Below are 21,092 nucleotides of genomic sequence, written 5' to 3' on the forward strand. Positions count from 1 at the left end.
ATGAGGTGGTGTATAAGATGAAGAAGTCTAAAAGATTTGAGGTCTTAAGAAATAGAGAAATAAATAAGGACGGATTTGTTAAGGATTGGCCAGAAGTTGGACTTGTTGCTATAGGAAGTCCAAATGATCCGAAGCCTAGTATAAAGATAGAAAATGGCATCATTGTAGAAATGGATGGAAAGAAAAGAGAGGATTTTGATTTTATAGATATATTTATAGCTGATCATGCTATAAATGTAGAAAAAGCGGAAGAAGCTATGAGTATACCTTCTCTTGAAATTTCTAGAATGCTAGTAGATATAAATGTAGAAAGAGCAAAACTTGTTGAGATAACTACGGCGTTAACTCCAGCTAAAATAGTAGAAGTAGTAGATAATCTAAATGTAGTTGAAATGATGATGGCAGTGCAAAAAATGAGAGCTAGAAGAACACCATCTAATCAATGTCACGTTACAAATGTAAAAGATAATCCAATTCAAATAGCGGCAGATGCGGCAGAAGCTGCTCTTAGAGGTTTTGATGAAATGGAAACTACTGTTGGTATAGTAAGATATGCACCCTTTAATGCTTTAGGAATTTTAGTAGGAGCTCAAACTGGAAGAGGAGGAGTTTTGACTCAATGCGCTCTTGAAGAAGCTACAGAATTAAAACTTGGAATGTTAGGTTATACATCCTATGCTGAAACTATATCCGTATATGGAACAGAAAATGTTTTTGTTGATGGAGACGATACACCATGGTCTAAGGCATTTTTAGCATCAGCCTATGCATCAAGAGGTCTTAAAATGAGATTTACTTCCGGTACAGGTGCAGAAGTTCAAATGGGATATGCTGAAGGAAAATCCATGTTATATTTGGAAGTAAGATGTATCATGATTGCTAAGGGGGCAGGGGTTCAAGGACTTCAAAATGGTTCAATTAGCTGTATTGGAGTTCCAGGAGCCGTAGCAGGTGGAATTAGAGCAGTATTAGGGGAAAATTTAGTTACTACTATGCTTGATTTAGAAGTAGCTTCTGGTAACGATCAAACCTTTACTCACTCACCAATAAGAAAAACTGCTAGAACAATGATGCAGTTTTTACCAGGAACAGATTTCATATTTTCAGGTTATAGTTCAGTCCCAAACTATGATAATATGTTTGCGGGTTCAAACTTTGATGCAGAAGATTTTGATGATTATTTAATACTACAAAGGGATTTAAAAGTAGATGGAGGCTTAAAACCAATTACAGAAGAGGAAGCTATAAGGGTGAGAAATAAAGCAGCAAGAGCAATGCAAGCAGTATTTAGGGAATTAGCACTTCCAACAATAACTGATGAAGAAGTGGAAGCTGCAACTTATGCTCATGGAAGTAAAGATATGCCAAATAGAAATGTAGTAGAGGATTTAAAAGCAGCACAAGAGTTATTACAAAGAGGTATTACAGGATTAGACATAGTTAAAGCACTTTATAAATCTGGATTTGAAGACATAGCAAACAATGTATTAAATATGTTAAAGCAAAGAGTGGCAGGGGACTATTTACACACTTCATCTATAATTGATAAAGACTTTAATGTTATAACAGCTGTAAATGATATGAATGATTATATGGGTCCTGGAACTGGATATAGAGCAGAAGGAAAGAGATGGGAAGAAATTAAAAATATAAATCAAGCCCTAGATCCAGAAACTATATAAAGGAGAGTGAGAATATGGTTAATTCTGTATCTAATGAAGATTTAATAGAAATTATAACAAAACAAGTTTTAAAACAAATACAAAATGAAAATAAAGTAGAAGATATTAAAGTTTTACAAGATTCGGATAATATAGATTTAAAAGGTGGTTTTAAATTAGTTGGAAAGGGGGTTGCTGAAAAGGGAAAAAGAGTAGATGAGGTTGTAATTGCTATAGGACCTGCCTTTGGAGAGCATTTAAAAGAAAGCATTATAGGTGTACCACACAATGAAATATTAAAAGAAGTAATGGCAGGAATAGAAGAAGAAGGAGTTTTTCCAAGGATTATAAGAGTTTTGAGAACCTCAGATGTAGCTTTTATGGCACATGATGCAGCCCAAATTAGTGGTTCAGGTATAGGTATAGGAATTCAATCAAAGGGAACTACAGTAATTCATCAAAAAGATCTAGAACCTTTGAACAATTTAGAATTATTTCCTCAAGCACCTTTAATAGATAGAGAAACTTATAGGGCTATAGGAAAAAATGCTGCAAAGTATGCAAAAGGAGAATCACCAGATCCTGTTCCAGTAAGAAATGATCAAATGGCAAGACCAGCTTATCAGGCAATTGCAGCAGTACTTCACATAAAGGAAACAAAATATGTTATTCCTCATGCAAAGCCTGTGGAAATGCAAATAGCTTTTGAATAGGGGTGAAATTATGGATAATACTTTAATAGAACAAATTGTAAATGAAGTTCTCAAATCAATGAATTCTGGAGATATAAAAGTAAGTAGCAATATAGAAGAAAAAGTAAGAGAAAAAATTACTTCTTCTAATAATAAACTTTCAAAAGAAGATTATCCTCTTTTGAAAAATAAAAAAGAAATTTTAAATACTAAAACTGGCAAAAATATAACTGAAATAACTATGGAAAAAGTAATAAATGGGGAAATCATACCAGATGATATAAAAATAACACCAGAAGTATTAATTTATCAAGCTCAAATAGCAGAAACTGTTGAAAGATATCAGTTTGCACGTAACTTGAGAAGAGCTGCTGAATTAACAGCAGTACCAGATGAAAGAGTATTAGAAATATATAATGCACTAAGACCATATAGATCTACAAAACAGGAACTTTTAGATATAGCAGATGAATTAGAAGGTAAATATAATGCAAAGTTAAATGCTTCTCTTGTTAGACAAGCAGTAGAAGTTTATGAAAAAAGAGAAAGATTAAAAGAATAGTTGGGGATAAGAGGTGATATAAATGAAATTCGTAGCAGGGGTTGATATAGGAAATTCTACTACTGAAGTAGCTATTGCAGATGTAGAAAAAGGACTTTATTTTCTAAGTAGTAGTATAGTGAAAACTTCAGGCATTAAAGGAACGCTAGAAAATGTAGCTGGTATTTTAATGGCACTAAAAGAAAGTTGTAAAAAAATTAATATAGAAATAAAGGATTTAGGCTGTATATGTATAAATGAAGCTACACCTGTAATAGGAGATGTAGCTATGGAAACCATAACGGAAACCATTATTACAGAATCTACTATGATAGGTCACAATCCAGATACTCCTGGAGGTATAGGAATAGGTATAGGTAAAACAATTTATTTAGAAGAACTTACACATATAACATCAGAAGAAGTTATATGTGTAATACCAAAAACTATACATTTTGAAAGAGCCGCAAGAGAATTAAATATAGCTCAAAAAAGAGGAGTTAAAATAAGTGGAGCCATAGTACAGGGGGATGACGGAGTAATAATTTCTAATAGATTAGAAGAAAAAATACCAATAGTAGATGAAGTGGCATTTATAGATAAGGTTCCTATGGGAATGGTAGCTGCAGTGGAAGTATCCCCACCTGGAGAAAATATAAAAGTATTATCAAACCCATATGGTCTAGCTACGGTTTTTAATCTATCCCCAGAAGAAACAAAGCATGTAATACCTATTTCAAGGGCATTAATAGGAAATAGATCTGCAGTAGTAATAAGAACACCAGAAGGAGAAGTAAAGGAAAGAGTTATACCTTCAGGAAAAATAATATTAATAGGTAAAAGAACATTAGAAATAAGTGTAGAAGAAGGCTCAAACAAAATAATGAAAGGTTTATCTGATATTTGGCCATTAAAAGATGTAACAGGAGAATCTGGAACTAATGTAGGAGGAATGGTAGAAAGGGTAAGACAAGTAATGGGAGAACTTACCCATCAACCTGTAAAAGAAATAAAAATACAAGATATATTAGCAGTAGATACTTTTTTACCTCAAAAGATTCATGGAGGAGTAGCAGGAGAATTTGCGTTAGAAAATGCAGTAGCTCTTGCTGCTATGGTAAAAACCAGCAAACTTCCTATGGAAGATATAGCAAGAAAACTACAAAAAGAAACTAACGTAAAGGTTATTATAGAAGGGATAGAGGCTAATATGGCTGTACTTGGGGCATTGACAACTCCAGGTACGGACAAGCCCCTTGTAATATTAGATATGGGTGGAGGTTCCACAGATGCAGCCTATATGGGTAGAGATGAGGTAGTGAAATCTATCCACCATGCTGGAGCAGGAGAAATGGTTACAATGCTAATAAAGTCTGAATTGGGATTAGAAGACTATAATTTAGCTGAAGATATAAAAAGATATCCATTGGCTAAAGTAGAGAGCCTTTTCAATTTAAGATATGAAGATGGAAGTGTATGCTTTTATCAAAAACCTTTGGATTCATCTTTGTTTGCACGAAATATAGTGGTGAAAAAGGATGAAATGATACCTATACCAATAAAGGAGTCTCTAGAAAAAATAAGAATAGTAAGAAGAGAGGCTAAGAAAAAAGTGTTTATTACCAATGTAATAAGAGCACTTAAAGATGTGGCACCTTATAAAGATATAAGAAATATTGGTTTTGTAGTATTGCTTGGAGGTTCTGCTATGGATTTTGAAATACCTGAAATGATATCTGATGAACTTTCTCATTATGGAATAGTTTGTGGAAGAGGAAATATAAGAGGTATAGAAGGTCCAAGAAATGCTGTAGCTACAGGGCTTGTTATATCCTATTATAACAAAATAAAAGGAAGTAAAGATTATGAATGATCAAATTGATAGGCAATGTATAAAACTTCATAATTATAGAGGAAATGAAAATGTACTCTTAGAGATTTTAGCAGGCATGGAAGAAGAAGGTATACCCTATGAAGTTAAAAATATTGAATTTGAGGATGTAATAAAACAAGCCTATGATGCTTCTCAGGAATCTAGAATGGGTATAGGTATAGCAATTAATGGAACCAAAGTAGTACTTCATTATGTAAAATTAAAGGAAAGAGAACCTTTAATAGTTAAAGAAATAGATTCTAGTCATTGGGATAGTGCTAGAATTATAGGATGCAATGCAGCTAGACTTTATAAAATAATGCCTTTTAAAAGTTTAAATGAAAAACTGCAAAGTTGTGAAAATATAGAGGAAAGTATAAGAAAAATTGTTATAGATATTTTAGAAAAATTCTTTAAGGAGGGATGTAAATGAGTAAAAATGCCCTCGGATTTATAGAAACTATTGGCATGGCAGCAGCTATTGAGGCAGCGGATACTGCTACAAAATCTGCTAATGTAAAACTTATAGGTTATGAACTTACTAAGGGATATGGTATGGTGACAATAAAAATAGAAGGAGATGTTTCAGCTGTAACATCAGCTATAAATGCAGCAAAAATAAGTGCATCATCTGTAAACAAGGTTTGTTCAACGTTAGTAATACCAAGACCATCAACATCAGTTGAAAAAATTATTAAAAATAAGGAAGAATTAAAAAGCACAAAGGAACAATTAAAAGAAGAATTAGAAAAAGAAGAGGAAGTAAAAATAAAAGAAGTGAAATATATAGATTGGAAAGAAGTAGAACAAGAGAATAATAAAGAGATTTTAAAAGAAAATATTGAATCAGAATTATGTAATATATGTCATGATCCTAAATGCAATAGAAAAAAGGGACAACCAAGAACTTGGTGTATACATCACAATGAGAAGTTTGAAGGTGAAGAATTATGACAGGTTTACAAGAAAAATTAGTGGAAGAAATAGCAAAAGAATTTATAAAAAGATATTCGGTGAAAAATAGAGAGTATTCTATTCCTATAGGAGTTTCTAACAGGCATGTGCATTTAACAAAAGAAGATTTAGAAATATTATTTGGAAGAGGATATAAACTTACTATAAAGTCTATGGTTAATCAACCAGGACAGTTTGGAGCTAATGAAACTATAACTATAGCAGGGCCTAAAGGAGCTTTTCATAATGTAAGAATATTAGGACCTATAAGAAATTACAGTCAAGTAGAAATTTCAAGAAGTGATGCCTATTATTTAGGTTTAAAAGCTCCATTAAGAAATTCAGGAGAATTAGAAAGTGCTGAAGATATAACACTTATAGGACCTAAAGGTATGAAAGTTCTAAAAAGTGGATTAATATGTGCTAAAAGACATATTCATATGACACCAGAGGATTCAAAAGCTTATGGAGTAAAATCTGGCGATTATGTACAAGTTGAAACTTTAGGAGAAAAGGGAATTATATTCAAAAATGTGCTTATAAGGGTTAGTGATACAGCAGCACTGGAATTTCATATAGACCTAGATGAGGCTAATTGTTGTGAAATAAAAACAGGGGAAAAGGTAAGGATTTTAGGGTTAGATAGGTGATAATATGCTAAATAAAACAAATTTAATTATAGAAAATATGGAAAAAAACATAAATAAAGATAGCAAAATAAACATAAATTCAGATATTAAAGTAGGAGTAGATTTAGGTACCTCAGATATAGTAATTACTGTATTAGACAAAGATAACAATCCTATATGTGCAGAAATGTATTACGCTAATGCAGTAAGAGATGGAGTAGTAGTAGATTTTTTAAATGCAGTGAATATATTACAAGAATTAAAGGAAAATATTGAAAAAAAACTTTCTTTAGATATATCCAAGACAGCTACAGCAATTCCTCCAGGTATTTCTAAAGGAAATATAAAAGTAATAAAAAATGTAGTAGAAGCATCAGGCATAGAAGTGAGCAATATTGTAGATGAACCTACAGCAGCTGCAACACTTTTAGATATTAAAAATGGAGCAGTAGTAGATGTGGGAGGAGGCACTACTGGTATATCTATATTAAAAAATGGAGAAGTAGTGTATACTGCGGATGAAGCTACAGGAGGTACTCATTTATCTTTAGTTTTAGCAGGTGCCTATGGGATAAGCTTTGAAGAGGCAGAAAAATTTAAAGTAAAAAAAGAAAATTATAACAAAGTGTTTCCTTTAGTTATACCAGTTATAGAAAAAATGGCTGATATAATAAAAAGACATATAAAAAATTATGATGTAGAGGAAGTTTATTTAGTAGGAGGCACTTGCTGTATCAAGGATATGGAAAAAATTATAGAAAATTATATTGGAATAAAATGTATAAAGCCTACTAATCCTCTTTTAGTTACTCCCATAGGTATTGCAATGAATGCTGAAATTATAAAGAGGTGAGCATTTTGAATATTGAAGATTTAGTAAAGTATATAACCTCTGAAATTCTAAAAAGCTTTAATAAAAAAGTTTTAGTGTTTTTATCAGCAGGAGAAATAGCATTAGAAGATATATTTAATACTTTAAATTCTTATGATTTATTAAATTATTCTTTTGTTATTACAGATGGAGGAAAAGAGGTAATACCCAAAAAATTTATGGATAATTTTAAAGGTGAAGAGATATGTAAAAGAAATATTTTAATAAAGAAAATAAAAGAAGCAGATTTAATTTTAATACCAATATTAAATAGAAATATATTAGCAAAGGTATCTTTAGGCATATCAGACGATTTAATAACTTTAGGAATTCAACACTCCCTTATGATGAGTAAAAATATATTAGCATTAGAAGATGAATTTAATCCACAACATCCTATGAATATTTCCTTTGGATATAATAAAAATAAAGCCTATAATAAATTGATTTTAGGTTATAAAAGTACATTAGAGGACATGGGCATAATATTTACAGATTCAATTAATTTTAATAAATATATGGATAAATTATTGTATAAAAAATATTTAATGAAATATAAAGATGATACTGTAACTGAAAATATAGAAAATACACATGTAGTTGAGAATAGTTATAGAGAAGATAATTATAAAGTATTTAAAGATAAAATTTTAACTTTAGAGGATTTAGGTAAATACTTGCAAGGAAAAAATATTTACTTAAAAAAAGATGTTATTATAACCCCTCTTGCATCAGAGTTTATGTATAACAAAAAAATATCTGTTATATACAAAGATTGAGAGGTAAGAAAATATGATTTTAGGAAAAATTGTTGGCAATGTGGTGTCTACACAAAAGGATGAAAAACTTAAAGGTAATAAACTTTTAATAGTTCAACCAATAAATATTAAAGAAGAATTTATTGGAGACTGTATAGTGGCTGTGGATACTGTAGGAGCTGGAATAAATGAAACAGTTCTAGTTGTTACTGGAAGTACAGCACGTATTGCAGAAGAAGGAAAAAGAACAATAGGATCTGATGCAGCAATAGTTGGTATTGTCGATTATATAGAAACAGGATATTGATATTATCCTAATAGGGGATGATTAATATGAAGATTTATACTAAAGGAGGAGACAAGGGACAAACCTCTCTTATAGGAGGAGAAAGAACCTATAAATATGATGATAGAGTTTGGGCCTATGGAACTATAGATGAGCTTAATTCTTCCCTAGGGCTTGCAAGAGCTAAATTAAGGGATGAAAATTTTAGAAAAGTTTTATTAAAAATTCAAAAACAACTATTTGAGCTAGCTGCGGAGTTAGCATCAACAGGAACAGATAAGTATAAAGAAAATATTTCAGAAAAAGATGTAGAGTTTTTGGAAAAAATTATAGATGGGTTGAATGAAGAAATGCCATCTTTAAACAGTTTTATAGTTCCTGGTGGTACAGAAGAATCAGCAACACTGGATGTGGCAAGAACTGTAGCTAGAAAAGGAGAAAGGTATATAGTAAAGTTAGAATCAAATTATTATGTGAATAAAAATTTATTAAAATATATGAATAGACTTTCAGATTTAATATACACTTTAGCAAGAATAATTGATTATAGACAAGTATTAAAAGAATCTAAAAAAAGAGTATCTATAATTTCAAAAGATATAAAAATGAATAGAGAAATAGCAGAATATTTAATGGAAAAACTTTTAAAAAAATCAGAGGAAATAAAAGTACCTATGGTAATATGCATAGTTGATGAAAGTGGAAATCCTATTATGTTTCAACGTATGGATGGAGCACTGTTAGCAAGTATAAATATTTCTATAGGAAAAGCTTATTCCGCTGTAGCTTTTAGAATGAGTACAGATAAACTAAAGGAATTAGCTCTTCCACAAGGTGAATTATATGGCATAAATAATATGAAAAAAATCATAACTTTTGGAGGAGGAGAGCCCTTAATAGTTAATGGAACAATAATAGGAGGCATTGGAGTTAGTGGTGGTACCGTAGAAGAAGATATGATGGTGGCGCAATTTGGCAAAAGAACTTTTGAGGAGGTGGCCAGTTATGGAATTAAATGATAATCAAATTTCATCTATTATAGAAAAAGTATTACAAGAAATGAATGGTAAAAATTTAAATACAAAAGTTAGTGATGGTATTTTTGAAACCATGGATGAAGCAGTTAATGCAGCAGAAGAAGCTCAAAAGAAATTAGTAACAATGGATGTAAGTGAAAGAGAAAAACTAATAGCTGCTATTAGAAAGGTAATTTTAGAAAATGCAATGGAGCTTGCAGCTCTATGTGCTAAAGAGACTAAAATGGGAAGAGTAGATCATAAATATATAAAACTAAAATTAGTAGCAGAGAAAACACCTGGTACAGAGGTTTTAAAGACAAATGCCTATACTGGAGATAATGGATTAACTTTAGTTGAAATGGGACCATATGGAGTAATTGGAGCTATAACTCCATCAACTAATCCAGCAGAAACAGTAGCTTGTAATTCAATTGGTATGATAGCTGCTGGAAATTCTGTAGTTTTTTCTCCACATCCAGGTGCTGTGAAATGTAGCTTAGAAACTATAAAATTAATTAACAAGGCTATAAAAGAAGCAGGAGGACCAGATAATTTAATAACTAGTGTTACAAAACCTTCTATAGAAAATACCAATGCTATGATGGAGCATCCAAAAGTGCGAATGTTAGTAGCTACAGGGGGACCTGGTATTGTAAAAATAGTTCTATCTTCTGGGAAAAAAGCTATAGGTGCAGGAGCTGGAAATCCTCCTGTAGTTGTAGATGAAACAGCAGATATAAAGAAGGCAGCAATGGATATTATAAAAGGATGTAGTTTCGATAATAATCTTCCTTGTATTGCTGAAAAGGAAGCAATAATAGTAGAAAAAGTTTACCATGAATTTTTAAGTGAATTGGATAAAAATAATTGTGTATATAAATTAAGCAAAGAAGAAGTAGATAAACTATGCGGAATAGTTTTAAATGAGAAAATAGAAAATGGAGTTAAAAAATACTTTACAAATAAAGATTATGTAGGTAAAGATGCATTTATATTACTTCAAAGTATAGGAGTAAATGCTTCTAAAAATATTGAATGTTTGGTATGTACAGTGGAAAATGAACATCCTTTTGTTCAAGAAGAATTAATGATGCCAATTCTACCAATAGTTAAAGCAAAAGATTTTAATGAGGCGCTGGATTTGGCTGTTCAAGACGAACATGGAAATAGACATACAGCTATAATGCACTCTAAAAATGTGGATAACTTGACTAAGATGGCTAGGATCATTGATACAACTATATTTGTTAAGAATGCACCTTCCTATGCGGGTATTGGATTTGGAGGAGAAGGACATACTACCTTTACAATAGCAGGTCCAACAGGAGAAGGACTAACTAATCCAATATCTTTTACGAGAAAGAGAAGATGTACTATGGCAGATTCCTTTAGAATTATTTAGAAAAAGGAAGGATAATATGAAAGAGTTTAGTATAAAGCCTAAAGTCTATTTTGGAAATAATTCTATTGAAGTTATTTCTAAATTAAAAGGAAAGAAAGCGCTTATAGTTACAGATCCATTTATGATTAAAATAGGATTTGTTGATAAGATACAAGGTTTATTAAGAAAAGCAAATATAGAATATAGTGTCTTTTCGGAGGTACAACCAGATCCACCTATAGAGATTATAAACTTAGGAATAAAACATACATTAAAGTTTTTACCGGACATAGTTATAGCTTTAGGTGGAGGCTCTGCCATAGATGTAGCAAAGGGTATATGTGTATTTTCTAGTGGCATAATAAGAGCTACAGATAAAACAAAGGAAAAGCCATTATTTGTAGCAATTCCCACTACTAGCGGTACAGGATCTGAGGTCACAGCTTTTTCTGTAGTTACAGATAAGAAAAATAATAGGAAGTATCCTTTGTATGATATAAGTTTAACCCCGGATATTTCCATACTAGATGTACAGTTAGTAAAATCAGTTCCAAAAGAGATTGTGGCAGATACAGGAATGGATGTTTTAACTCATGCCATAGAGGCTTATGTATCTAAAAATGCATCAGACTACAGTGATGCATTGGCGGAAAAAGCCATAAGGTTAGTCTTTAAATACTTGATAAGATCTTATAAAGATCCCAAAGATATAGAAGCAAAAGAAAAAATGCACAATGCTTCTTGTTTAGCTGGAATGGCTTTTAACAATGCTTCTCTTGGGTTAAACCATGGTATGGCTCATGTGCTAGGTGGTAAATTTCATATTCCTCATGGCAGAGCTAATGCAATTGTTATTACCAATGTTATAGAATATAATTCAAATGTTAATGATGCTGCTAAAAAATATAGGGATATAGCGGAAAGTTTAAATCTTCCATGTGATAATATAAAAAAAGGGGTTATAAGTCTTATAGATGAAATAAAAAAACTAAAAAAAGAAATTAATATCCCTTCCCTTCAGGAATTAACTATAAATAAAGATAAATACTATAAGGAAATAACCAATATGGCTAAAATAGCACTAGAAGATAAATGTACTGCTACTAATCCTAAAATACCTACTTTAAATGAAGTAGAAGAATTATTTAAAAAAACATATATTTAGCAGCTAAAGTAAAAAGATATCTCGTAAAGGGATATCTTTATTATTTTATAAATATATTTGCTTTTATATAATTGCATATCTTATAATTTAAACATGTATGATATCATATATAAGCATTAAGACTATATAATTAAGGTTTGGGGGGAGAAGGGTGAAAGACGTAAAGAAAGCTCACTTTTTAGCAATTGTTTTAATGATTTTATGGGGGATGTCTTATTTAAGTATAAAGGTAGTAGTTCATGAAATACATCCAGTTTTATCTGCTTTTTATAGATTTTTAATAGCATCTATTATATTATTTATATATTTAAAAATTAGATATCCAGAAGAGAAAGTTTTAAAAGAAGATAAAGTTAAAATGGCATTAGGAGGACTATTTGGTATATGCATGTATTTTTTATTTGAAAATTACGCAGTTTATTTTACAACTGCTTCTAATGTAGCAATAATAATATCATCTATACCTATATTCACATTAATTACTCATAGAATTATTTTTAAGGAAAAAATAAATATGATAAAAGCTGTAGGAGCTTTTTTTAGTATAATTGGAATAGGCATAATAATATTTTCAAAAGGAAAAGTAAGTTTGTTTTCTAAAGGAACTATTGGTGATTTAATGGGAATGGGAGCTGCTCTTTGTTGGGTAACATACACTGTAGTTATTAGCAAACTTAAAGGAAATTATAGAAGTATAGTAATTACAACCTATCAAACTATCTGGGGATGTATCTTTTTAAGTCCTAGCATATTTATTTTTAAGCATAGTATTCCTTCTGTAAAAGCAATAGCTAATTTATTATATTTATCATTTTTTTGTACTTGCATTGGATATGCTATATATATTTATTGTCAGAATAAATTAGGAGCCACTGTTATAACTACCTATATAAATCTTCAACCTATAGTAAGTATAATAAGTGCTAAAATTTTATTAAATGAAAATATAACTCCTATGCAGATATTAGGTAGTACTATAATTATTACCGGATTGTTTTTAGCAAGTAAAAGTGAAAAAATAAATAAACAAATTACAGAAGTTATAAAAAGTTAAATAAAAAAACGTCTCTAAAGTGAGACGTTTTTTCTTATATATATCTATTTCTTCTATTTCTTCTTTTCCTTTTGTTTATGAATCTTATAATGGATATTATAGCTACAAGTAATACTATTATTATAATAAATGTAGCTAAATATAGTAATATATTTTCTTTAAATATTGTACCTTTAGATAAGTTAGAATATAGTTTATATTCTTTTTTAGCTTCCCTTTCTTTAACAGTTAGTTTTCCAATACTATCTGATTTAGTGAGTTCCCAAGGGTTTTCAGAATTTAAAGATATAGATTCTTTTAATTCACTTTTATTTATAACGTTATTATAGTACGTAATATCTTCTTTTACAGTTAAAGGTACATCTATAGTTTTAACGGGACCCATAAATAGTAGAGGCCTATATGATACAGTTTTTGTGTCAATAACGGAGTCTTTATTATGTAAAATAGTTTTTTCTGCTTTATAACTCCAGTCTATTATTTTTTCCATATCATTAAATACAAAGGAATCTTTAGCATCATATACAGAGTTTAAAACAACTCCTAATATTTTTCTTCCATCTCTGTCAAATATAGCTACCAAGCATCTACCTGCAGCTGAGGTATATCCGGTTTTACCACCAACACAACCTTTTGTTCCTACTAATTTATTTCTATTTTCAATTAAAAAAGTTGTTCCTTTTGAAGTGCTTATAGAACTAGTCTTTTTAGCCATGGTTTCGCTAACCCATGGATTTTTATAGGCAGCTCTTCCTAATATGCTTAAATCATAGGCGGTAGTATAATGGTTTTTATCATGAAGTCCATTTGGATTTACAAAGTGGGAATTTTTAAGGTTTAAGCTTTTAGCTTTGTCATTCATAAGTTTAGCAAAGCCTTCACGATTTCCACCAACATTATCTCCAATTAAATAAGCAACATCATTACCAGAATATAAAAGCAATCCATCCATTGCATCACTGGCTTTCATGGTTTCACCTATATCAATAGGATGAAGATTTTTATTTAAAGAGTATTCAGGTTGAGCTTTTGCATCTTTTGTATATGTAAGATCATCGTCTTTGCTTTTATTTTCAGCTAATAATAGTGATGTTATAAGTTTAGTTGTACTAGCTGGATACATTTTATCATCAGGAGATTTTGCATATATGATTTCTCCAGTATCCATATCAAGTGTTATTGCTGATTTGCCATATATATTAGGTTGAGTATTTTCATTAGCAGCATATACGCCACTAGTTAAAGAAAAAATCATGAAGGTCGTTAATAATGAAGAAATAATTTTCTTTTTCAATTTTCCATCTCCCCAGTTTCTAATAATCTATTTGTAAAATAATTTACACTTCATGAGTATATCATGTAAAAATAAATTTTACAAATATTAAATAATGTCTATAATTATAGATATAATAATTTATAAGGTGATGATTTTATGATTAATAATATAAAAAAAATATTTCAAGATAGAGAAGTCAGAATTTTAGGAAATTACGAGAGAAGCGCAGTAGTTTTATTTTTATGTGAAGATAATAAAAAAGAATTACATATAATTTTTGAAGTTAGAGCATTGCATTTAGATCGTCAACCTGGAGATATATCATTACCAGGAGGAAGAATAGAAAAAAATGAAAGTCCACAACAAGCAGCTATTAGAGAAAGTTTAGAAGAACTAAATGTGGATTTGGAAGATATTTCTATAATAGCTCCTATGGACTATTATGTTACTCCTTACAATAAAATTATATATCCTTTTATAGGTATAATTAAAGATGTAAATATAAAACCTAATAAAGATGAGGTGAATCATGTATTTAAAGTTCCACTAAAGTTTTTTATGGAGAATGAACCAAAGTGCTACGAAGTAAATATAGTATCTGAATTTCCAGAAGATTTTCCTTATCATTTAATAGTAGGAGGAAAGAATTATAATTTTAGCAAAGGTAATTTAAAGCAATATTTTTATCAATATAATGGTTATGTAATATGGGGATTTACAGCTTTAATTATTAAAAGTTTTATAGAAGAATTAAAATCTAAATTTAATAATAATTAATTTTACCTTGTTAATGTTTATGTAATTTTCTGAAAATAGCTTTATTTAATTTTCAAAATAATGTATAATATATATTGAAATAAGAATGTAGCATATAATCAGAAAGAGGTGGGGGTAATTATGGAGATATGTCCTTTTTTATCATCCAAAAATCATTGCATAGAATGTTTCAAAGAATGCCCTATTCATGAATGTAAAGATAGATATGGCAATTGTCCCTTTAAAACATTAGAAATGTTTAAATCGGAAATAGAGAATAATTATGATAGAGTAAACCCAGATTTTAAAGGATTTGATTTTTTGAAAGAATATTATTACCAAGTAAATGAATCTTATTTCTAAATATAAATCCCTACATATCATATGTAGGGATTTACATTTATATTTCTTCATAATAGTTGGAGTGTTCATTTATAAGATTTTGTTTTAACTTCCATAACTCTGAGGAAAGATCAACGTAATATTTATGTGGATTTTCAAATCTTAGTACTTCATGCCAAAGTTTATCACTTTCTGATTTAGCAGTTTCTCTAATCTCTGAAACTTCAGGATTTTCATAAATTAGTTCTCCCTTATCAAAAATTTTAACCATTAAATTCTTAACATAAAAATTGGTTAATTTTTTCTTTTTCCACGTAAATACAGGGTTAAATATAACTAAAGGTTTTTCTTCATCTATTTTTTCATCTTGTAAGGTTATAAGATCTGCAATGGCGTTATCAGTATCCTTATCAAAAATTCTATAGACCTTTTTAAAACCTGGATTTGTTATTTTTTCTTCGTTTTCACTTATTTTTATTTTTGGAATTATTTTTCCACCTTCTTCTACAGCTACTAATTTGTAGACTCCTCCAAATACAGGTTCAGATCTAGCAGTTATAAGTCTTTCGCCAACTCCAAAGCTATCTATAGGAGCACCTTGTCTTAAAACGGATCTTATTATGTATTCATCTAATGAATTAGATACAGTTATTTGAACATCTTCATAACCGGCTTCATCTAACATTTCTCTACATTTTTTTGAAAGATAAGTTATATCACCGCTATCAATTCTTATAGCTTTAGGTCTATATCCCATAGGTTTTAAAACATCATTAAAAACCTTAATAGCATTTGGAACTCCAGATTTAAGTACGTTATATGTATCTACTAAGAAAACGCAGTTATCTGGATAAACTTCTGCCCATGCTTTAAAAGCATCATATTCTGTTTGAAATAATTGAACCCAACTATGAGCCATGGTTCCTACTGATGGGACTCCAAACATTTGCTCAGCTATAGTACAAGCAGTTGAATTACAACCACCAATTATTGCGGCACGAGCTCCATATATTGCACCATCATAGCCTTGTGCACGTCTAGAACCAAATTCCATAACAGGTCGACCTTCAGCAGCTCTACAAATTCTGTTTGCTTTAGTTGCAATTAGAGTTTGATGATTTATAGATAAAAGTATCATAGTTTCTACAAATTGAGCTTGTATAATAGGTCCTCTAACAGTAACTAAAGGTTCATTTGGAAATACTGGAGTTCCTTCCGGTACTGCCCAAACATCACAACTGAATTTAAAATTTCTTAAATAATCAAGAAATTCTTCATCGAATATACCTTTACTTCTAAGAAAATCTATATCGTCCTTAGAGAATGTTAAATTTGAAAGATATTCTACTAATTGCTGGATACCAGCCATTACACAGTATCCTCCCCCATCAGGAACTCTTCTAAAATACATGTCAAAATAAGCTATCTTATTTCCTAAATTATTTTTAAGATATCCATTTGCCATAGTAAGTTCATAGAAGTCAACTAACATAGTTAAATTTCTATTGCTTCTTATGTCAAAATTTTTTTTATACTCCATCTATATTCTCCTTATTAAGTTTTATTTTTTTTATTTTTGTCAATAATTTTAATACTAATAATTATTTAATTATTATTTTACCTCCATATGTATTATATTACAAGTTTATTATATTAATAAAAAGGAGAAGAAAAATTTGAAAAAAATAAGATTAGATAAATACCAAATGGAAGCTGTTAAAGGAGAACAAAGGAACTTAGTGGTAATTGCACCTCCAGGGAGTGGCAAAACCTTTGTTATTATAAATAGAATATTTTATTTAATGAAAGAAAGAGGAGTATGTGGAAAGAATATATTTGCAATGACCTTCACTAAAAGCGCAGCTAAAGATATGGAAAGAAGGTTTTTGGATTTGCAAGGAATTCATCATTGCAATTTTATGCATACTCCCTTTTTTGGAACATTGCATAGTTTATTTTACAATATATTAAAAGCTCATGTTGGACATATAAGTATAATTTCAGAAAAGGAAAGTGCGTTTATAATAGAAAAAATTTTGAAAAAATATACAAATAATATAAGAGAAGAATTGATTAAAGATATACTAAATAACATATCAAAATACAAAAGCAAGCATGAAATAGATGAGCATATAGATAGACAGCTATTCTATGAATGTTATGATGAATATGAAAAATATAAACAGTATAAAACTAAATTAGATTTTGATGATATACAAATAAAGTGTAAAGAGCTTTTAGAAAATAATGAAAAGATATTAAATCAATGTAGAGATAAATTTAAATACTTATTAATAGATGAATTTCAAGACTGCGATGATATCCAATTAAGTATATTAAATATGTTAAATAGAGATAATAGTATCTTTGCAGTAGGAGATGAAGATCAGTGCATATATAATTTTAGAGGAGCAAAACCAGAAGCTATGGTGGAATTTCCTATGTATTTTAATCAGGGTAAAAAAATATTTTTAAAAATCAATTACAGAAGTGGAAAGAATATAGTAAAATTATCAAAAAATTTAATTAAAATTAATAAACTGAGGAATTCTAAAGAAATATTTGCTTATAATGAATTTGATGGAGAAATAAAAATAATATATAGTGAAGATGAAAAAGAACAAATAAAGAATATTTTAAAAGAAGTGCTTTATAATACAGAGAAAAAAGGGTATAATTTCAAAGACGTAGCTATACTTTATAGAAGAAATTTAGAAGCACTTATGATTATAGATTATTTCCTAAGAAATAATGTAGAGTTTAATTTAAATCAGAAATATTTTAATATATATAATCATTTCATATGTAATGATATAATAAGTTATGTGAAACTATCATTAGATAATAGGGATAGATATAGTTTAATTAGGATAATAAATAAACCCTTTAGATATATAAGTAAAATACATATAGAAAAACTAAGGGAATTTAAAGAAAAAGATAGTTGTTTTGATATAATGTGCAATTTTAATATGTCAATATTGCAAATAAAAACTATGAAAAGTTTAGAAAAGAAAATAAATAGAATAAAAAATCTAAATAATAATAAAGTTATAGATTATATAATGAAAGATATAGGATATGAAGAATATATAAAAAGTTATTCAAAAAAATTTAAAATAGACGAAGAAGAACTTTTATATATAATTTATATTTTGAAAAAAACTATAGAAGATTTTACTTCTTTGGAGGATTTTATAAAATACATAGAAAAAAGCAAAAATAAACTTTTAGAGAAAAAGGAAAATGCTATAACTCTTAGTAGTATTCACAGCTCTAAAGGTATGGAATTTAAAAGTGTATTTATAATAAACTGTAATGATGGGAATATACCTTATAATAGCAATGTGAATGATTTAAAAGATAATATTAAATTAGAAGAAGAAAGACGATTATTTTATGTTGCTATAACAAGAAGTATCTCTAATTTGAATTTATGTATATGTAGCAATATAGGAGGCAAATATTTGCCTTATTCAAGATTTTTAAAGGAATGTAATTTGGACTTAAAGGATAGTTACCAGATAGGTGAAGTTGTTTTACATAAGTATTTGGGAGAAGGAAAAATTGAAAAAATAAAAGAAAATAAGATAACTATAGATTTTAATGGAATATGTAGAATGCTTAAATTAGATGTAATAAATATAAATGGATTAATTCAAAAGAGGAGACAAAACTCTTAAAAGTGCCTTTTATTGAATATGTTTAAATTATATTATATAATCTTATTAAGCTCGTATTCCTAGAATATGAGCTTTTAAATTGTTTAAAAAAGGAAGAGTTTGATATGGGAGAAAATAATAATATACAGGATGTTATTTTTGCTTTAGATATAGGTACTAGGTCTATATTAGGCACAGTGGGAATAGTTAAAGATAAAAAATTTCATGTGATAGAAGAAATGTATTTAGAACATAAAGAAAGAGCAATGGTGGATGGACAAATACATGACATAAATTTAGTGGCTGAAAGTGTAAGGGAGATAAAATTTAAATTAGAAGAAAAACTAAATATAAAATTATCACAGGTATCTATAGCAGCAGCAGGTAGATTTTTAAAAACCCTTACAGTAAAAGAAAATCTAAAAATAGAAGACAATAGTGAAATAGATAAAGATTTAATAAGAAGCTTAGAATTAACTGCAATAAAGTCAGCAGAAAATGAAGTAACAAAGTATGAGGGTGAACTTTATTGCGTAGGATATAGTGTTATTAATTATTATTTAAATGGATACATAATTAGTAATTTATTAGGGCACAAAGGAGAAGAGATAGCCGCAGAAATTATAGCCACATTTTTGCCAAGATCTGTTGTAGACAGCATATATTCTGTAATGAATAAAGTTAATCTAAAAGTTGTAAGTTTAACTTTAGAGCCAATAGCAGCTATGGAAGCGGTTATTCCACAAAAATTAAGGTTACTTAATTTAGCACTTGTAGATATAGGAGCTGGTACTTCAGATATAGCTATAAGTAGTAAAGAAACTATTTCTGCTTATGGAATGGTTTCCTTGGCAGGAGATGAAATAACAGAAACTATAGCACAGAACTGTCTTGTAGACTTTAACACTGCAGAGGAAATAAAAAAAAGTATTGATAAATGCCAAGTAATAAAATATATAGATGTATTAGGATTAGAAAATGAAATAACTTCAGAAGAAGTTAAAAATATAATAGAGCCTGTTATTAATAATATATCTGAAGAAATTTCAAAAAAAATTCTAGAACTCAATGGAGGAAAGAATCCTAGTGCTGTGTTTTTAGTAGGAGGGGGAGCTTATACTCCAGGAATAAAAAAGTATATAGGTGAAAAACTTAAATTACCAGAACAACGAATAGCTATAAAAGGAAGGAATTCTGTGGAGGCTTGTGTATGTAAAAATGAAAATTTAGATGCTATAGGAGTAACAGTTTTAGGTATTGCATTGATTTCTATAAAAAATTTAGGACATGATTTTATAGATGTTATATTAAATGGTAATATAGTTAGTCTTTTTAGATCAAAGCAACATACTATTATGGATGTTATGGTACAAGGTGGAATAAATCCTAAATTACTTATAGGGAAAAATGGAAAAAATATTAGGTTTAAATTAAATGGAATTTCTAGAGTTGCTTTTGGAACATTAGCCACCAATGCTGAGATAAAATTAGATGGAAAAATTGTCAATATAGATTCAGAAATAAATGAGGGACAAAATATAGATATAGTTTTTGCTAAGGATGGTTTAGATGCTTCACCTAAAGTAAAAGATTACATTAAAAAATTATATTCAATAGATTTTTATTTAAATGATATAGTTTATACAATAGAACCTATTGCACTAATTAATGGAGAAAAAGCAAGCATACAAGAGGGTATAAAAGAAGGAGATAATGTAGAAATAATAAATGTAGAAACCTTAGGGGACTTTAAAAAGTATATGGATGATGAAACTTTAAACTATAAATATTATCTAAAAGGTGAAGAATTAAAAGATAACTATATTATAAAAGAAGGAGATAGAATATATAAAGTAGAAAATGAAAAAATAAATAGAGAAGCATTGAAAAATAAAGATTTAAATAAAGAGTGTGCAATTACAAAGGAAAAAGATTTAAATAAAGATCTAAATGAAGAAATAAATATAAAAATTAATGGGCAAGATTTTTCTTTAAAAGGCAAGAAAAAATATGTATTTGTAGATATATTTAATTATATAGAAATGGATTTAACACAAATTCACGGTAAATTAGTACTAAAATTAAATGGAGAAGAAGCTTCCTATAATACTAAATTAAAAAATGGAGATATTATAGAAGCAAGATGGGAAAATTAAATAAATTATTATAAAA

Annotated in this window: 20 protein-coding genes; 18 read left to right on the plus strand and 2 right to left on the minus strand. The window is 29.0% G+C overall.

The window, feature by feature from the left end; translation table 11 throughout:
* Positions 1–17 precede the first annotated feature (17 nt).
* The 14 genes from CKV72_RS03755 to CKV72_RS03820 all read left to right on the plus strand — a co-directional run bounded on the left by CKV72_RS03755 (position 18) and on the right by CKV72_RS03820 (position 12,884).
* The gene (locus CKV72_RS03755) at positions 18–1,682 is read left to right on the plus strand and encodes a propanediol/glycerol family dehydratase large subunit (RefSeq protein ID WP_095177531.1); all 1,665 of its coding nucleotides are present in this window, start codon (positions 18–20) and stop codon (positions 1,680–1,682) included.
* 14 nt (positions 1,683–1,696) lie between these two features.
* A complete protein-coding gene (locus tag CKV72_RS03760; RefSeq protein WP_095177532.1) occupies positions 1,697–2,374 on the plus strand; it encodes a propanediol/glycerol family dehydratase medium subunit in 678 nt (225 codons plus the stop codon).
* Between the two features lie 10 nt (positions 2,375–2,384).
* Positions 2,385–2,915, plus strand: a complete 531-nt coding sequence (locus CKV72_RS03765; RefSeq protein WP_095177533.1) for a diol dehydratase small subunit — start codon at positions 2,385–2,387, stop codon at positions 2,913–2,915.
* A gap of 22 nt (positions 2,916–2,937) precedes the next feature.
* Positions 2,938–4,767: a diol dehydratase reactivase subunit alpha gene (locus tag CKV72_RS03770; RefSeq protein WP_095177534.1), complete on the plus strand. Its 1,830-nt coding sequence runs from the start codon at positions 2,938–2,940 to the stop codon at positions 4,765–4,767.
* Positions 4,760–5,200 carry a glycerol dehydratase reactivase beta/small subunit family protein gene (locus CKV72_RS03775; RefSeq protein WP_095177535.1) on the plus strand — a complete coding sequence of 147 codons (441 nt, stop codon included), beginning with the start codon at positions 4,760–4,762 and terminating at the stop codon, positions 5,198–5,200. Before CKV72_RS03770 ends, CKV72_RS03775 begins: the two co-directional genes overlap by 8 nt.
* The gene (locus tag CKV72_RS12505; RefSeq protein WP_095177536.1) at positions 5,197–5,721 is read left to right on the plus strand and encodes a BMC domain-containing protein; all 525 of its coding nucleotides are present in this window, start codon (positions 5,197–5,199) and stop codon (positions 5,719–5,721) included. The genes CKV72_RS03775 and CKV72_RS12505 overlap by 4 nt, the downstream gene beginning before the upstream one ends.
* A complete protein-coding gene (gene pduL, locus CKV72_RS03785; RefSeq protein WP_095177537.1) occupies positions 5,718–6,371 on the plus strand; it encodes a phosphate propanoyltransferase in 654 nt (217 codons plus the stop codon). Before CKV72_RS12505 ends, pduL begins: the two co-directional genes overlap by 4 nt.
* A gap of 4 nt (positions 6,372–6,375) precedes the next feature.
* Positions 6,376–7,203, plus strand: a complete 828-nt coding sequence (gene eutJ / locus CKV72_RS03790; protein WP_095177538.1) for an ethanolamine utilization protein EutJ — start codon at positions 6,376–6,378, stop codon at positions 7,201–7,203.
* 5 nt (positions 7,204–7,208) lie between these two features.
* The gene (locus CKV72_RS03795; RefSeq protein WP_095177539.1) at positions 7,209–8,000 is read left to right on the plus strand and encodes a flavoprotein; all 792 of its coding nucleotides are present in this window, start codon (positions 7,209–7,211) and stop codon (positions 7,998–8,000) included.
* A gap of 13 nt (positions 8,001–8,013) precedes the next feature.
* Complete coding sequence (locus CKV72_RS03800) at positions 8,014–8,286, plus strand: EutN/CcmL family microcompartment protein (RefSeq protein WP_095177540.1); 273 nt, start codon at positions 8,014–8,016, stop codon at positions 8,284–8,286.
* Positions 8,287–8,312: 26 nt separating this feature from the next.
* Positions 8,313–9,284, plus strand: a complete 972-nt coding sequence (locus CKV72_RS03805; protein WP_095177541.1) for a cob(I)yrinic acid a,c-diamide adenosyltransferase — start codon at positions 8,313–8,315, stop codon at positions 9,282–9,284.
* Complete coding sequence (locus tag CKV72_RS03810) at positions 9,271–10,686, plus strand: aldehyde dehydrogenase family protein (protein WP_095177542.1); 1,416 nt, start codon at positions 9,271–9,273, stop codon at positions 10,684–10,686. The genes CKV72_RS03805 and CKV72_RS03810 overlap by 14 nt, the downstream gene beginning before the upstream one ends.
* Before the next feature lie 16 nt (positions 10,687–10,702).
* Complete coding sequence (locus CKV72_RS03815; protein ID WP_095177543.1) at positions 10,703–11,830, plus strand: 1-propanol dehydrogenase PduQ; 1,128 nt, start codon at positions 10,703–10,705, stop codon at positions 11,828–11,830.
* A gap of 151 nt (positions 11,831–11,981) precedes the next feature.
* Positions 11,982–12,884 carry a DMT family transporter gene (locus CKV72_RS03820; RefSeq protein ID WP_089862983.1) on the plus strand — a complete coding sequence of 301 codons (903 nt, stop codon included), beginning with the start codon at positions 11,982–11,984 and terminating at the stop codon, positions 12,882–12,884.
* A gap of 34 nt (positions 12,885–12,918) precedes the next feature.
* Here CKV72_RS03820 and CKV72_RS03825 read toward each other — a convergent pair whose 3' ends face one another.
* A complete protein-coding gene (locus tag CKV72_RS03825) occupies positions 12,919–14,178 on the minus strand; it encodes a D-alanyl-D-alanine carboxypeptidase family protein (RefSeq protein ID WP_089862982.1) in 1,260 nt (419 codons plus the stop codon).
* 138 nt (positions 14,179–14,316) lie between these two features.
* Here CKV72_RS03825 and CKV72_RS03830 point away from each other — a divergent pair, with 138 nt between their 5' ends.
* Complete coding sequence (locus CKV72_RS03830) at positions 14,317–14,937, plus strand: NUDIX hydrolase (protein ID WP_089862981.1); 621 nt, start codon at positions 14,317–14,319, stop codon at positions 14,935–14,937.
* Positions 14,938–15,057: 120 nt separating this feature from the next.
* A complete protein-coding gene (locus tag CKV72_RS03835; protein WP_089862980.1) occupies positions 15,058–15,279 on the plus strand; it encodes a hypothetical protein in 222 nt (73 codons plus the stop codon).
* Positions 15,280–15,316: 37 nt separating this feature from the next.
* Here the strand turns inward: CKV72_RS03835 and CKV72_RS03840 are convergent, their stop codons facing one another.
* Complete coding sequence (locus tag CKV72_RS03840) at positions 15,317–16,798, minus strand: nicotinate phosphoribosyltransferase (RefSeq protein ID WP_095177544.1); 1,482 nt, start codon at positions 16,796–16,798, stop codon at positions 15,317–15,319.
* 136 nt (positions 16,799–16,934) lie between these two features.
* On the opposite strand from CKV72_RS03840, the gene CKV72_RS03845 reads away from it, so the two are divergent.
* Both CKV72_RS03845 and CKV72_RS03850 read left to right on the plus strand, forming a co-directional pair.
* Positions 16,935–18,941, plus strand: a complete 2,007-nt coding sequence (locus CKV72_RS03845) for an ATP-dependent helicase (RefSeq protein ID WP_089862978.1) — start codon at positions 16,935–16,937, stop codon at positions 18,939–18,941.
* 104 nt (positions 18,942–19,045) lie between these two features.
* On the plus strand, positions 19,046–21,076 hold the full coding sequence (locus tag CKV72_RS03850) for a cell division protein FtsA (protein WP_089862977.1): 2,031 nt from the start codon (positions 19,046–19,048) through the stop codon (positions 21,074–21,076).
* The last annotated feature ends 16 nt before the right edge of the window (positions 21,077–21,092 follow it).

It is taken from the genome of Clostridium cochlearium, from assembly GCF_900187165.1.
Lineage (GTDB): Bacteria > Bacillota > Clostridia > Clostridiales > Clostridiaceae > Clostridium_G > Clostridium_G cochlearium.

Excerpts from the sequence above, each read along its gene's own strand:
- pduL (WP_095177537.1), top strand. The coding sequence starts at position 5,718 with ATGACAGGTTTACAAGAAAAATTAGTGGAAGAAATAGCAAAAGAATTT.
- CKV72_RS03760 (WP_095177532.1), top strand. The coding sequence starts at position 1,697 with ATGGTTAATTCTGTATCTAATGAAGATTTAATAGAAATTATAACAAAA.
- CKV72_RS03800 (WP_095177540.1), top strand. The coding sequence starts at position 8,014 with ATGATTTTAGGAAAAATTGTTGGCAATGTGGTGTCTACACAAAAGGAT.
- CKV72_RS03840 (WP_095177544.1), bottom strand. The coding sequence starts at position 16,798 with ATGGAGTATAAAAAAAATTTTGACATAAGAAGCAATAGAAATTTAACT.
- CKV72_RS03775 (WP_095177535.1), top strand. The coding sequence starts at position 4,760 with ATGAATGATCAAATTGATAGGCAATGTATAAAACTTCATAATTATAGA.
- CKV72_RS03810 (WP_095177542.1), top strand. The coding sequence starts at position 9,271 with ATGGAATTAAATGATAATCAAATTTCATCTATTATAGAAAAAGTATTA.
- eutJ (WP_095177538.1), top strand. The coding sequence starts at position 6,376 with ATGCTAAATAAAACAAATTTAATTATAGAAAATATGGAAAAAAACATA.
- CKV72_RS03850 (WP_089862977.1), top strand. The coding sequence starts at position 19,046 with ATGGGAGAAAATAATAATATACAGGATGTTATTTTTGCTTTAGATATA.
- CKV72_RS03805 (WP_095177541.1), top strand. The coding sequence starts at position 8,313 with ATGAAGATTTATACTAAAGGAGGAGACAAGGGACAAACCTCTCTTATA.
- CKV72_RS03830 (WP_089862981.1), top strand. The coding sequence starts at position 14,317 with ATGATTAATAATATAAAAAAAATATTTCAAGATAGAGAAGTCAGAATT.
- CKV72_RS03755 (WP_095177531.1), top strand. The coding sequence starts at position 18 with ATGAAGAAGTCTAAAAGATTTGAGGTCTTAAGAAATAGAGAAATAAAT.
- CKV72_RS03815 (WP_095177543.1), top strand. The coding sequence starts at position 10,703 with ATGAAAGAGTTTAGTATAAAGCCTAAAGTCTATTTTGGAAATAATTCT.
- CKV72_RS03765 (WP_095177533.1), top strand. The coding sequence starts at position 2,385 with ATGGATAATACTTTAATAGAACAAATTGTAAATGAAGTTCTCAAATCA.
- CKV72_RS03835 (WP_089862980.1), top strand. The coding sequence starts at position 15,058 with ATGGAGATATGTCCTTTTTTATCATCCAAAAATCATTGCATAGAATGT.
- CKV72_RS03770 (WP_095177534.1), top strand. The coding sequence starts at position 2,938 with ATGAAATTCGTAGCAGGGGTTGATATAGGAAATTCTACTACTGAAGTA.
- CKV72_RS12505 (WP_095177536.1), top strand. The coding sequence starts at position 5,197 with ATGAGTAAAAATGCCCTCGGATTTATAGAAACTATTGGCATGGCAGCA.